The sequence below is a fragment of the Gardnerella sp. c23Ub_4 genome, assembly GCF_055804115.1.
In genome coordinates this window covers 581501-595644 of record NZ_JANUYO010000001.1, presented here as the reverse complement: position 1 = coordinate 595644, position 14144 = coordinate 581501, and the positions used below count along the sequence as shown (strand labels likewise).

Genomic DNA, 14144 nt, shown 5'->3' with positions numbered 1-14144 from the left:
TCGCACTACATAAGTAGCGCAATTCAGATCGTGTCGTTCGCGCGGATTAACCGCGCTCACGTCTTCGCCGCGCAGAAGCAATGCTTCTGCCTTGAGCGGCTCAGCGCTCCGAATTGCCTTCTCGCGCTACGCTCTAAGCTCGAAGGCAGGTCGTCGCGCGATCGTTTTTAATCGCAAGAAATGCTATTCCAATGCCAATAAAAATCAGCGTAAAAATGGCAAGCAAATAAACAACACCCACTCCAAGCGTTGTGGAATTAAACGTGTTTGGCGCAAAACCAAACCATCCTGCAGGAGCCTTGTAGTTCAAAAAATTGTACGGCGCTGCCATAGCATGCTCTCCCCATCGCACGCCAGCAAACTCGCTTAGAGCAACAGCGTACGCAACGTAAGTGAGCGGCGGAATCGTAGCAAAATAAACGTGCGCGCGGCTGGACTTGTACTTGTAATCAAAAAGAATAAAGTCAAAAATCGCAAGCAACGGCGTTATAAAATGCACGCATAAGCTTGAGCAGCCATTGTTCATGTACGCGCCAACAAATCCGAGCTTGTTTGTAGGAGCCAAAAAGCACAGATACAGCGTAAAAGTGACGGCGATTGAAATCGTCATCATAAACTTAAAAACGTACCATGCGTTTGGTTTTGAATCCACCCAGGCGCCAGCCTGCTCAGCCTGCACACCCTGCTCATCGCTTTTAGACTTAAGCGCACTTCGCGTGTCTAGAATCAGCGAGCCTAGCAGCGCAAAGCAAATCATCAAGTTAGAAAGATTCGTAAAATACGTTAGTGCCATTGAATCCCAAGACATTGCCATTCCGTAAATAGAGCATACGATTGCAATAACTCGAATTATGGTTCTTGTAACGTAATCTTTGCGCGTTAGGACTAGTGTTTCGCTCATTTTAAGCTCGCTTTCAAATAAGTTTTAATTCTTATTTATGTTCTTCGATTATTTATGTTCTTCGATTTTTCGCATAAACACATTTCGTTTTACATAAATAAGATTTACTATACTTGACTCCGATCTATAAATAGCAAAACGTGCAAAATTCAATGGCGATTTTTGTAGATAATGCCAAACAATCTGCAGCAACGTGCGCGACGACCTACCTTTTCGCTTAAAGCGTAGCGCGAGAAGGCAATTCGGAGTGCTGAGCTTGCTCAAAGTTGAAAGCACAGTGTGCTTTCAACGCAAGCGAAGACGTGAGCGCGCTGTAACGCGCGAGCGACATGACCTGCCTTGTAGTGCGTTTGTACCGAATTTACGGCGTGTCGCCATACAATCGCACTACATAAACACGCAAATCTGTAGTGCAGCTAAGCGCGCTATTCCTCACGGCTATTAGCAGCCGCTCGGCTGATTTGGCACATAAAGTCCACTGGACTTTATGCCTGAGCCAAATCACGCTTTGAAGGAGCTTGAAACGCGTTATGCAATTTCAAGCTCAGTCAAAGCGAACAAAAAAGCCGCTGCAAGATGCGTAAAACAACTTGCAACGGCTAGTCGAAGTGGATTTGCTTGATTAAGCAATCACACAATCAAGCAATCACATGATTACTCAATGTCATCATCGTAATCACTCTGACCACCTTGATCATCAAGGTAATCATCTGGATTAAAATCATCACCGAGCTTCATGTCTCCAAAATCAATGTTAGAGAAGTCAACATCTGCCATGTCGCTTTCACCAAAGTTTGATGGAGTGCTATTTTCAGCAGTCACAGCAAGGTTTGGATACATAGCGTCACGAACTTCTGGATCCGCAGACACATCCGCATTACGGTAGCGCGCCAAACCAGTACCAGCTGGAATGAGCTTACCAATAATCACGTTCTCCTTTAGACCCTTAAGATCATCTTCCTTCTGACTCAAAGCAGCCTCAGTAAGCACGCGTGTAGTCTCCTGGAAGGATGCGGCAGAAAGCCAAGAATCCGTAGCCAAAGAAGCCTTGGTAATACCCATAAGCTCTGGTCGACCAGCAGCAGGCTTACCGCCATTCTTAACGGCAGCAAGATTTGCCTCGCGGAACTTTGCCTGATCCACAAGCTCACCTGGAAGAAGCTCAGTGTCTCCAGAATCAATCACCGTAATACGGCGGAGCATCTGGTGAACAATAACCTCAATGTGCTTATCGTGAATATCAACGCCCTGAGAACGGTAAACGTTGTGAACTTCTTCCACAATATTCACCTGAGCTGCACGCGGACCAAGGATTCGCAGAATCTTCTTAGGATCCACAGAACCCTCAATAAGCTGCGTGCCAACCTCAACGTGGTCGCCATCCTTAACAAGCATTGGAGCGCGGCGAGTTACTGGGTAAACGATTGGTTCAACGGTTGTATCGTCTGGAGTCAAAGTGACTTGACGGCCGTGATCCGTATCTTCTACCTTCACAACGCCTGGGAACTCTGCGATTGGAGCCTCGCCCTTAGGAGTACGAGCCTCGAAAAGCTCGGTAACACGAGGAAGACCCTGCGTAATATCGCTTGCCGAAGCAACGCCACCAGAGTGGAAGGAACGAAGCGTAAGCTGCGTACCAGGCTCACCAATGGACTGTGCTGCAACAATACCAACAGCCTCACCAACGTCCACGAGTCGGCTTGTAGCCAAAGACCAGCCGTAGCACTTTGCGCAAACGCCGCGCTTAGATTCGCAAGTAAGAACGGAGCGAGCCTTAACTTCTTCAACGCCGTGCGCAACCAAGCTGCGCAAAACGTCCATAGAAAGCGCGTCTCCACACTTTGCCAAAACTGTTGTACCGTCTGCAGGATCGAGCACGTCTGCAGCAAGCAAGCGAGAGTATGGGCCACCATCGGCAGCCTTAACCAGCGTCAAATTGCCGTTTTCGTCGCGGTCCGCAATCTTCATCATAAGGCCACGTTTCGTGCCGCAATCTTCTTCGCGAACAATAACTTCCTGCGAAACGTCCACAAGACGACGAGTCAAGTAACCAGATTCTGCTGTACGAAGTGCGGTATCTGCCAAGCCCTTACGAGCGCCGTGCTGAGAGATGAAGTACTCCAACACGGAAAGGCCATCGCGGTAGTTTGACTTAACAGGACGAGGAATAATCTCGCCCTTAGGATTTGCCACCAAGCCTCGCATACCAGCAATCTGGCGAATCTGCATCCAGTTACCACGCGCGCCAGATTGAACCATAATGTTCACGTTGTTGTCGTCGTGGAAGTTCTCGCGCATTGCGTCTGCAACCTTATCGGTGCACTCTGTCCACAAGTTAATCAACTCTTGACGACGCTCTTCGTCTGTAAGAAGACCCATATCGTACTGGGAGTTGATCTTTGCAGCCTGATCCTCGTAATCTTGCGCAATCTGCTCGCGATTTGGAGGAAGCACAATATCCGAGAATGCCATTGTAACGCCAGACCAAGGTGCGCGCGTAAAGCCAAGATCCTTCAAAGCATCAAGGCTTGCCGCCACTTGCGCGGTGGAATAACGCGTAGCAATGTCGTCAACAATCTTAGAAAGAACACCCTTTGGAACCTGCTGGTTTACAAACGGATAGTCCTCTGGAAGAGTGCTATTAAACAGCACGCGACCGCAAGACGTTGCAAACAGAACAGTTCCATCCTTAAAGCGCTCTTCGTGAACAACATCTGGGCTGCCTGGCTCTGGGTCTACAACCTTAAGCTCGGAAGGCTCCCAATCCTTTGGCAAAACAAAGTCTGCAGGAACGCGGATTAACACCTTAGCTTGCATGTCAATCTCGTGCTTGTCGAGCGCCATTTGAGCTTCTGCAAGCGAGGAGAAGATTCGGCCTTGACCCTTTGCACCGTCGATTACGGTAGACAAGTAGTACAAGCCCAAAATCATATCCTGAGATGGCATTGTAACTGTGTGACCATCTGCTGGCTTCAAGATATTGTCGGATGCCATCATCAAGCTGCGAGCTTCTGCTTGAGCTTCGGCGGAAAGTGGCAAATGCACTGCCATCTGGTCACCATCGAAGTCGGCGTTGAATGCCGCGCAAGCAAGTGGTGGCAAGTGGATTGCCTTACCTTCAACCAAGATTGGCTCAAATGCTTGAATACCCAATCGGTGAAGCGTAGGTGCGCGGTTAAGAAGAACAGGATGCTCGGAGATAACTTCCTCGAGCACGCCCCAAACCTCGGAATCTCCGCGATCCACAAGGCGCTTGGCGCTCTTCATATTCTGCGCAAAGCCCTGATCCACCAAACGCTTAATAACGAATGGCTTAAACAGCTCCAACGCCATTGGCTTAGGCAAACCGCATTGATGCATGCGAAGGCTTGGACCAACAACGATTACGGAACGGCCAGAATAATCAACTCGCTTACCGAGCAAGTTCTGACGGAATCGACCCTGCTTACCTTTAAGCATATCGGAAAGCGACTTTAGTGGCCTATTGGATGCGCCAGTTACTGGGCGTCCACGGCGACCATTGTCGAACAGCGAATCAACAGCTTCCTGAAGCATGCGCTTTTCGTTATTAAGCATGATTTCAGGAGCGCCAAGCTCAATCAGCCTCTTCAAACGATTGTTACGGTTGATTACGCGGCGATACAAGTCGTTCAAATCGGATGTTGCAAAGCGGCCACCATCAAGCTGAACCATTGGTCGCAAGTCTGGTGGGATTACTGGAATAACGTCCAAAACCATTGCTTCTGGCTTGTTTCCAGTAGTCAAGAACGCGTTCACAACCTTAAGTCGCTTCAAAGCGCGCGCCTTGCGCTGACCAGTACCATTGTCGATTTCTTCGCGAAGTTCTACAGCAGCAGACTTAAGATCGAAGTCTTGCAAGCGCTTCTTGATTGCTTCCGCGCCCATGCATCCTTCAAAGTAGTCGCCATAGCGGTCTTCCATCTCTCGCCAAAGATCAACATCGCCTTCCATATCTCCTGCGCGCAAGCCCTTAAAGCGATCGAAAACTGCGTTCAAACGCTGAATTTGCTCGTCGTAGCGAGTACGGATAGCAGACATTTCGCGCTCAGCTCCAGCACGCAACTTAGACTTTGCGCTACCTTTTGCCTCGCCCGATTCTTCTAGCTCGTGAAGATCTTCTTCTGCCTTCTTTGCGCGCGCATCAATCTCGTTGTCGCGGCGCTTACGAAGATTGCCAATTTCGGTATCAAACTCGTCTTGCAAGTCTGGAAGATCCTGGTGACGCTGCTCTTCGTCTACCTTAGTAACCATGTAAGCTGCAAAGTAGATGACTTTTTCCAAGTCTTTTGGAGCAATGTCGAGCAAATATCCCAAGCGGCTTGGCACACCCTTGAAGAACCAAATGTGTGTTACAGGAGCCGCAAGCTCAATATGACCCATGCGTTCGCGGCGAACGCGGCTGCGTGTAACTTCCACGCCGCATCGCTCGCACACGATTCCCTTAAAGCGCACGCGCTTATACTTGCCGCACGCGCACTCCCAATCGCGAGTAGGACCAAAAATCTGCTCACCGAACAGACCATCCTTCTCTGGCTTAAGGGTACGGTAATTAATGGTTTCTGGCTTCTTAACTTCGCCGTGGCTCCAGCTACGGATGTCTTCGGCAGTGGCCAGTCCAATCCTCAGTTTGTCAAATGCGTTGACGTCCAGCACTATTATCGTCCTGTCTCATGAAATTGTTTTTCTAAGTTTCTTAAAGTGATTAGTGATTAGTGATTAGTGATTAAAACACTTGTAACACTTGTATCACTGGTATTCAGGTTCTTGAATAACTTGGTCTTCTTTGGCAGACGAATCTGGTCGTGCACCAATATTAAAGCCCAAATTTTCAGAAGACGACACCGGATCATCATCTTCATCCTTCATGTCGATTGCCACTCCTTCGGAGTTAAGCACCTCAACATTCAAGGAGAGCGACTGCATTTCCTTGAGCAACACCTTAAAGGACTCAGGAATACCAGCAGGTGGAAGATTATCGCCCTTAACAATAGCGCCATACACGCGCACGCGACCGTCAACGTCATCAGACTTTGTGGTCATCATTTCGTGCAATGTGTACGCAGCGCCATAAGCCTCAAGCGCCCACACTTCCATCTCACCAAAGCGCTGGCCGCCGAACTGAGCCTTACCACCCAACGGCTGCTGGGTAATCATAGAGTAAGGACCAGTGGAACGAGCGTGAATCTTATCATCAACCAAGTGATGCAGCTTCAAGATGTACATGTAACCAACAGAAATTGGCTTAGGGAATGGTTCACCAGTGCGGCCGTCAAACAGTGTTGCCTTACCGTCGGAGCCAACAAGCTTATTGCCATCGCGGTCTGCAAGCGTAGTGCTCAAAAGACCCTTCAAGGTCTCTGGGCGCACGCCGTCGAACACTGGAGTTGCAACAGGAGTGCATGGATCGCCGTGCTCGGCGCCTTCTGGCACGTACTTCTTCCAAGCAGCCTCAAGGTCTGGATCCAAGTTAATATCCCAGCCTGCGTGAGCAATCCAACCCAAGTGAAGCTCGAGCACCTGGCCCAAGTTCATTCGAGAAGGCACGCCCAGCGGGTTAAGCATAATGTCTACTGGAGTACCATCCTCCAAGAATGGCATATCCTCTTCTGGCAAAATGCGGGAAATAACACCCTTATTACCGTGACGACCAGAAAGCTTATCGCCCTGCGTAATCTTGCGATGCTGAGCAATGTAAACGCGAATCATCTGGTTTACGCCATTTGGAAGCTCATCGCCATCGTCTTCAGCGTCTTCGCGAGTGATTTCCTTAACAGCAATCACGGTACCAGTTTCGCCGTGAGGCACGCGCAACGAAGTGTCTCGAACTTCGCGGCTCTTTTCGCCAAAGATTGCACGAAGTAAGCGCTCTTCTGGAGTAAGCTCGGTCTCGCCCTTAGGAGTTACCTTACCAACCAAAATATCGCCAGCTTCAACCTCGGCACCAATGCGAATAATACCGCGCTCGTCGAGGTTTGCAATAGCGTCTTCACCAACGTTTGGAAGGTCGCGAGTAATCTCTTCGGCACCAAGCTTGGTTTCGCGCGCGTCAATCTCGTACTCTTCAATGTGAATCGAAGAAAGCGTATCGTCTTGCACGAGTCGCTGAGAAATAATCACAGCATCCTCGTAGTTGTAGCCGTTCCAAGGCATAAACGCAACAAGCAAATTCTTGCCGAGTGCAAGCTCACCCTTGTCTGTTGCAGGGCCATCAGCCAAAACGGTACCTGCTTCTACGCGCTCGCCATCTTTAATAAGCGGCACCTGGTTGTAGCAAGTAGTCTGGTTGGAGCGCTGGAACTTAGAAAGCTTGTAGCTAGATTGAGTTCCGTCATCGTTCATAACGCGAATAATATCCGCAGAAACGTAGGTTACAACGCCTGGCTTTTCGGAAAGAATCACGTCTCCAGAATCAACTGCAGCACGCCATTCGGAACCCGTACCAACAAGTGGACGCTCCGACTTAATAAGAGGCACGGCCTGGCGCTGCATGTTGGTACCCATCAAAGCACGGTGACCTTCATCGTGCTCCAAGAATGGAATCAAGCTTGCGCCGAGGGAAACCATCTGACGTGGGGAAACATCCATGTAGTCAACAGTGCTTACAGGCACATCGACTGCCTCTTCTTCGTCCACGCGAGCAAGTGCCTGCGTGCCAACAAAGTTGCCATTTTCGTCGAGTTCCTGGTTTGCCTGAGCAATAACGTGCTCGGCTTCGCGGTCTGCAGTCATATATTCGACTTCGTTAGTCACATGACCGTTAACAACCTTACGATAAGGCGTTTCAATAAAGCCGAATGGATTAATGCGACCAAAGGTTGCAAGCGAACCGATAAGACCGATGTTTGGACCTTCTGGGGATTCGATTGGGCACATACGACCAAAGTGGGATGGATGCACGTCTCGAACTTCCATAGATGCGCGGTCTCTAGAAAGACCACCAGGACCAAGAGCCGAAAGACGACGCTTGTTTGTAACGCCTGCCAAAGGATTGTTTTGATCCATAAACTGGCTGAGCTGGGAAGTTCCGAAGAACTCCTTAATCGTAGCGTTAACTGGTCGAATGTTAATCAATGACTGTGGTGTAATCGCCTCAGCGTCTTGAGTTGTCATGCGCTCGCGCACAACGCGCTCCATACGGCTTAAGCCAGTACGAATCTGATTCTGTACAAGCTCGCCAACCTGGCGGATTCGGCGGTTTCCAAAGTGATCAATATCGTCTACGTCTACACGCAACTGCACATCTTCGCCATCGCGCTTGCCTGGGAAGGTCTTTTCGCCAGCATGCAAAGTAACCAAATACTTGATTGTTGCAATAATGTCTTCGCGATTCAAGCTGCGATCGTTGTAATCCGCTTCCAAACCAAGCTTGCGATTAATCTTGTAGCGACCAACGCGCGCCAAATCGTAGCGCTTTGTGTTGAAGTAGAAGGATTCGAGCAAATTGCGGCCCGCGTCGGCAGTTGCGGTATCTGCTGGGCGAATCTTTCTGTACAAGTCTGTAAGAGCATCGTCTTGAGTATCGATTGGCTCTTTTTCTAGAGCGTCGAGAACAAGAGGATAACCCTGGAATGCTTCGGCAATTTCTGGCTTAGTCATGCCGATTGCCATTAAGAATACGATTGCAGACTGCTTGCGCTTGCGATCTACGCGCACGCCAAGAACATCGCGCTTATCAATCTCGAACTCAAGCCACGCTCCGCGACTTGGAATGATTTTTGCGCCAAAAACGTCTTTATCGGAAGTGCGATCTTGCGTGCGATCGAAGTACACGCCTGGGGAACGCACAAGCTGAGACACGATTACGCGCTCAGTGCCGCCAATAATGAATGTTCCGTGTGGGGTTTGTAATGGGAAATCACCCATAAAAACAGTCTGGCTCTTAATCTCGCCAGTTTCGCCGTTTTCAAACTCTGCATTTACATACAAAGGAGCGGAATATGTGTAATCCTTCTCTTTGCACTCAAGCACAGTGTGACGTGGCTCTTCAAAATATGGATCCGAGAATGTGAGGCTCATTGTCTCAGCAAAATTCTCGATTGGAGAAATCTCTTGGAACACTTCTTCCAGACCAGAGACGTGTGGCACCGTGTGAGTGCCATTTGCCTCATCTTCTTCGACGCGCTTCTTCCAACGCTCGGAGCCGATCAGCCAGTCAAAGCTGTCGGTTTGCACACCGAGGAGGTATGGCACATCGATTGGCTCACAAATGGAGCCGAAATTCACACGATCCGACGCTTTGTGCAATTTAATGCTGTGCTCGTCGGCACGTGCGATGACTTTGGTGGTGTTCGTCGTAGCTTGTTCAGCAGCCAATGGACGTTCCTTTATCGCTAGCTAGTTTTATTAATCCTTGGGAGCTTTAGAAAATCGCAGCAAACGCGCTTAAAATCAACGATTTTGGGTTTGCGGGCGCCTTCTTCGGTTCCTTGAGTATGCCCGCTATATGACACACCGTGTACAAAGAAACGATTTTACCCCTTCGCTTCGACTTTTTATCGTCATTTATGCAGGCACTAGCGAACAGAAATAACCACAGGATTGCTTTGCAACCCTGCTACGTCTTTATGCTCGATTTGCGCAATATACGTTCCGCGCGAAACTTTAGGCAAATCGGAGTCGTTAGCGCAATTTTCTCCACTCGGCGTGCCAATCGTAGCGTTTGCATTCCAAGTAAACTTTTTATCGTACGAATCGCCTTTTGCCATAAGCAGCGGCTTTAGCGGAATTACACACATATCTGATTGCCATTGCGGAACAGCTGCTTGTGCAGACTTGTCTTTCGACTTATTCGACTGATTCGACTTATTTTGCTTATTTGACTTATTTGATTTATCGCCTTTTGCGCCAGAAGAATCGCCAGCAGCTTGCGATGAATCGCTTGCACTTTGGCCTACAGTCAACACCATTCTTCCGCTCGAAGCGTCAATCCTGCATGAATCATCGCCTTCGTAAACAATATGAGCATTAAACTCTACACTTCCGCCCATTGGAATAGCTTGAGACGAAGAAGATAGCTCAATTCTAACGTCTTTTGAATTGCATTTTTTTATGACTCCAACGGGTCTTGGATCTGGCACAAGTTGTTTAGATAACGTAACGTCTGAATGCTTGTTTATAGCGGTTCCAATTGCGCTAATGCCCTTAAAAATGCTGATTATGCAAAATATACAAAACACTAAAACAGCCAGCAGCCCCACGCAAACTACGATTCGGCGGCGAATGTACATGCGACGGCGCGCAGCACTAATCTTCCGCTTCGGTTTACGTTTTAACACAGGCATATTAACCATTGTAATGCATGAGTAGTTTTAAGACTATTTTTGGCTATTTTTTGCTATTTTTGACTACTTTTGATTACTTCCCACCCTCAAATCCAAGCTGACGCCACGCCTCATAAATGGCGATTGACGCGCAATTCGTAAGATTTAAGCTTCTAAGCGAAGGACGCATTGGCAAGCGAACCTGTTCCGCAACATGCGGGCCTGCCATAATATCCATCGGATCTGGAATATCTCCTGGCTCTGGCCCAAAAAGCAAAATATCGTTCGGCTTATACTCAATATCTGTGTAAAGTTTTGTGGCATTTGCAGTAAACGCGATTATGCGAGAATTTGGCATTGACTCAACAAGGTTTTCAAAATTCGGATGCATAACAACGTGTGCCATATCGTGATAATCAAGACCCGCGCGACGAAGCTTTGTGTCTTGAAGATTAAATCCAAGCGGCTCTACAAGATGCAAAATCGTACCAGTTACCGCGCAAAGGCGAATCGCAGAACCTGTATTTCCTGGGATTCTAGGCGAGTAGAAGCACAAGTGCGGAGTTTGAGTTTGCGCAGTGCTTGCATCTTGCGCGCTTAGCATGGCATCCATAACGCTGATTGGATTTCCGTGCGCGTCTGTTACAAGCTCGTCTGGGCCGTAGTTTGACTTTCGGTAGCCGTACTCATACATCTGCTCTACGCGATTGACTGGGTTTTGTGCATCTGGATTTTGTAAATCCGTGTTTTGTGCATCTTGCATATTCGTCATAATCACCTCAATAAAATCATCATAATAAAAATAAGCGCAAATCCTGCAAAATCAGCCCACGAGAACACAGCTCCCGTAAATACAACAGCCGTGATTGCAGCCATAACAGGCTCGCTCGCGCCCAAAAGCGTTCCGCGCACAGATCCAACTCGCATAATGCCAGCCAAAAACATCCAATATGCGCCAAAAGTTCCGCCAACAATCGTAAAAGTAAACAGCAAATACGCGCGCAAATCCAAAGGAGGCATTGTTTGCCATGGCTTCACAAATGGCAGCATAATAAGACCTGCAATAATAAACGTGATTCCGTTTACAGTAAGATTTCCCCATTTTGCAATCAATTTAACTGGCATAATCGCAAGCGCCGCCGTACTCGCAGCATCTGCTAATCCCCACAAAAGTCCCATCAACGGCAGCGAAAGCGAGCTAAAATTGCCGCCCGTTGCCATAAGCGCAGTTCCTGCAAACGCAAGCAAAACACCAATGTTTTCGCGCAAAGTCGGAGTTCTTTTTGACCGCAAACACACGTAAACAAGAACAAAAAGCAGATTGAGGCTTTGCAAAACGGTAGCTGTTCCAGAGTTAGTCCAGTCGATTGTAAAAAGATACGCAACTTGCGTTAAAAGCACGCACACAATACCTGTTACGACTAGCATTGGCCATGATTTTTTTGTGCTTAATGCGCCAACGAGTTGCTTGCGATTAACAATTGAGGCAACAATTACGAATAGCACGCCTGCAGCAAGCTGACGAACGCACGCGATTTGCAGCGGACTTACAAGGTATTTAGACATTAGAATCTTAGAAACAGTAGCGTTTGTGCCCCAAAGCGCGCCGCCAAGAATTGTTAAGATTATGCCAATCATCATTGTGCGCGGACTATGATCAACTGCAGGATTCGGTTTTTTAGGTTTTATTTTTTGGATATTCTTTACAAAACCAACATCCATGCTAAACACCTTCTAAACTTAAATCCTGTATTTGCTAATAATCCTGTAGTTTTGCGCATCTGTAGTAAGTCGCAAATCGCAAGTCTGGCAAATCGCTTACTACATATGAAAAATCTACACTATCATATAATCAACAACACGCACATAATCGACAACACGCAATTGCAAGGATTGTGTGTGCAATAAATCTATTAAGGTGATTTAAGAATCGCAAAAACGTTAAAAATGTCGCTCGCGCGTTACAGCGCGCTATGTCGCTCGCGCAGATTAGCTGCGCTCACGTCTTCGCAGCGCAGAAGCAGTGCTTCTGTCTTGAGCTGCTCAGCGCGCAAAATTGCCTTCGCGCGCTACGCTTCAAGCGCTCCGGCAGGTTGGCGCGCGCAGCTATTAGTAGCCGCTCGGCTGATTTGGCATGTAAAGTCCACTGGACTTTACATGCCAAATCACGCTTTGAAGGAGCTTGAAACGCGCTATGCAATTTCAAGCTCAGTCAAAGCGCTTTGCAGCGCAGAAGCAGTGCTTCTGCTTTGAGCGGCTCAGCGCTCCGAATTGGAAAATCGTTAGCGCAGTCTAAGCGCGCTAACGTCTTCGCCGCACGTAAAGTCCACTGGACTTTACGTTTGAGCGGCTCAGCGAATCGAGGTGATTTCTCGCGCATTATGCAGCTCGAAATCGTCGATTCGCGCTACGCTTTAAGCGAAAAGGCAGGTCGTCGCGCAACGCGCGATTTTGCATTATCCGCACACTATGTTATCTTATTTAAGTTGTCTTTCGTTGTGTGTTTAGCGCAATGATTGATGTGGAGAATTCGCCTAGTGGTCTATGGCGCACGCTTGGAAAGCGTGTTGGTGTAACAGCCTCACGAGTTCGAATCTCGTATTCTCCGCGAGTAGGGTTTCTAGCCAGTACTGTTGGTTGGAACCCTTTTTCGTACTTATATACTTTGCGCCAGCCTTACTTGCTCCAGCCTTATTTACGCTTAACGCGCAATAAGTGGCGCTACTTGCGATTCGTAAGCGCGCAAAGCCATATCAATCACATTGTGCATATCGTAGTAACTGTACGTTCCCAATCGCCCACCAAAAACAGTGTTCGGCTCAGCAGCTGCAAGCTCTGCATAGCGCGCATACAAGGCTTTATCTTCCTCAGTATTCACTGGATAATACGGCTCGTCGTCGCGAGTTGCAGCGCGAGAATACTCCTGCCAAACAACAGTCTCCCCAGCTTTAACGCTTTTACCTGGCACAAAATCAGCATCGCAGCTAGCAACGCCGCCAGCCTCGCAATCGCCAACCTCCTCGCGCTCTGGATTAAAGTTCTTAAACTCAATCGCGCGCGTAAACGGAACATCTGCATCTGAATAGTTCATAACTGGGCAGCCAAAGTGGTCGCTCTCCTTGTAACGCACTTCCTTAAAGTCAACAGTTCGCCACTTTAACTCGCCAAGTGCGTAGTCAAAATACCTGTCCACTGGCCCCGTATAAACCACTGGCACTCCAGCTTCCGCCAGAGCGCGCTTGTTAAACGGCTGCGACTCGTCGAAAAAGTCCACTCCAAGCGAAACGTGAATTAGCGGATTATCAATCATGCGCTGCATCCAAGCCGTGTAGCCATCCTTTGGCAAACCTTCCCAAGTGTCTTTAAAGTAGCGATTATTGTAGTTAAATCGCACAGGCAAGCGCTTAATAATCCCTGCAGGCAGCTTAGAAGGGTCCGTTTGCCACTGCTTTGCTGTGTAATTCTTGATAAACGCTTCGTAAAGCGGCCGCCCAATTAAGCTAATGCCTTTATCGTTCAAATTTTGCGGATCTTTTCCAGCGAACTCCCCTGCTTGACTTGCAATCAAAGCCTTTGCTTCTTCTGGCGTGTAATGCGCGTGGAAAAATTGGTTAATTGTACCCAAGTTGATTGGCAACGAATACACTTCGCCGTCGTGAGTTGCGTAAACGCGATGCACGTAGTTAGTAAACGATGTAAAACGGTTCACATAATCCCACACGCGCTTGTTGCTTGTGTGAAAAAGATGCGCGCCATACTTGTGAATTTCGATTCCCGTGCGCTCGTCAAAATACGAGTAAGCGTTGCCGCCAATGTGATTACGCACGTCAATAATCTCAACGCGAGCGCCAACGCGTTCTGCCGCTTGCTGCGCTACAGTTAAGCCGAACAAGCCTGCTCCAACAACTACTAAATCTGGGTATTCGCTCATTTTCCCACTCATTTCTTGCTTTCTGATTTAC

Annotated in this window: 8 protein-coding genes and 1 tRNA gene; 2 read left to right on the top strand and 7 right to left on the bottom strand. The window is 48.3% G+C overall.

Annotation, left to right across the window (positions count from 1 at the left end; all coding sequences use genetic code 11):
• Positions 1-133: 133 nt before the first annotated feature.
• Positions 134-901: a hypothetical protein gene (locus NYP67_RS02380; RefSeq protein ID WP_473411140.1), complete on the bottom strand. Its 768-nt coding sequence runs from the start codon at positions 899-901 to the stop codon at positions 134-136.
• Between the two features lie 487 nt (positions 902-1388).
• Between NYP67_RS02380 and NYP67_RS02375 the strand changes: the two genes are divergently transcribed.
• The gene (locus NYP67_RS02375) at positions 1389-1523 is read left to right on the top strand and encodes a hypothetical protein (RefSeq protein ID WP_464410944.1); all 135 of its coding nucleotides are present in this window, start codon (positions 1389-1391) and stop codon (positions 1521-1523) included.
• A gap of 32 nt (positions 1524-1555) precedes the next feature.
• Here NYP67_RS02375 and NYP67_RS02370 read toward each other — a convergent pair whose 3' ends face one another.
• From NYP67_RS02370 to NYP67_RS02350, 5 genes are all read right to left on the bottom strand, one after another.
• Complete coding sequence (locus NYP67_RS02370) at positions 1556-5575, bottom strand: DNA-directed RNA polymerase subunit beta' (RefSeq protein ID WP_116689748.1); 4020 nt, start codon at positions 5573-5575, stop codon at positions 1556-1558.
• 93 nt (positions 5576-5668) lie between these two features.
• Entirely contained in the window at positions 5669-9235 is a 3567-nt protein-coding gene (rpoB, locus tag NYP67_RS02365; protein WP_060785614.1) for a DNA-directed RNA polymerase subunit beta, read from the bottom strand.
• Positions 9236-9435: 200 nt separating this feature from the next.
• The gene (locus tag NYP67_RS02360) at positions 9436-10212 is read right to left on the bottom strand and encodes a peptide ABC transporter permease (RefSeq protein WP_115793769.1); all 777 of its coding nucleotides are present in this window, start codon (positions 10210-10212) and stop codon (positions 9436-9438) included.
• A gap of 64 nt (positions 10213-10276) precedes the next feature.
• Entirely contained in the window at positions 10277-10945 is a 669-nt protein-coding gene (locus NYP67_RS02355; RefSeq protein ID WP_082258759.1) for a tRNA (cytidine(34)-2'-O)-methyltransferase, read from the bottom strand.
• An 11-nt stretch (positions 10946-10956) separates the two neighbouring features.
• A complete protein-coding gene (locus NYP67_RS02350) occupies positions 10957-11904 on the bottom strand; it encodes a DMT family transporter (RefSeq protein WP_016636192.1) in 948 nt (315 codons plus the stop codon).
• 801 nt (positions 11905-12705) lie between these two features.
• Here NYP67_RS02350 and NYP67_RS02345 point away from each other — a divergent pair.
• Positions 12706-12790 (top strand) — tRNA-Ser (locus NYP67_RS02345).
• Between the two features lie 93 nt (positions 12791-12883).
• Here the strand turns inward: NYP67_RS02345 and NYP67_RS02340 are convergent.
• Positions 12884-14113: a UDP-galactopyranose/dTDP-fucopyranose mutase family protein gene (locus NYP67_RS02340; protein ID WP_473411211.1), complete on the bottom strand. Its 1230-nt coding sequence runs from the start codon at positions 14111-14113 to the stop codon at positions 12884-12886.
• Between the last annotated feature and the right edge of the window lie 31 nt (positions 14114-14144).

Bases quoted from the DNA above. Each gene is read 5' to 3' on its own strand.
- NYP67_RS02340 (WP_473411211.1), bottom strand. From the start codon at position 14,113: ATGAGCGAATACCCAGATTTAGTAGTTGTTGGAGCAGGCTTGTTCGGC.
- NYP67_RS02375 (WP_464410944.1), top strand. From the start codon at position 1,389: ATGCCTGAGCCAAATCACGCTTTGAAGGAGCTTGAAACGCGTTATGCA.
- NYP67_RS02360 (WP_115793769.1), bottom strand. From the start codon at position 10,212: ATGGTTAATATGCCTGTGTTAAAACGTAAACCGAAGCGGAAGATTAGT.
- NYP67_RS02350 (WP_016636192.1), bottom strand. From the start codon at position 11,904: ATGGATGTTGGTTTTGTAAAGAATATCCAAAAAATAAAACCTAAAAAA.
- NYP67_RS02355 (WP_082258759.1), bottom strand. From the start codon at position 10,945: ATGCAAGATGCACAAAACACGGATTTACAAAATCCAGATGCACAAAAC.
- NYP67_RS02380 (WP_473411140.1), bottom strand. From the start codon at position 901: ATGAGCGAAACACTAGTCCTAACGCGCAAAGATTACGTTACAAGAACC.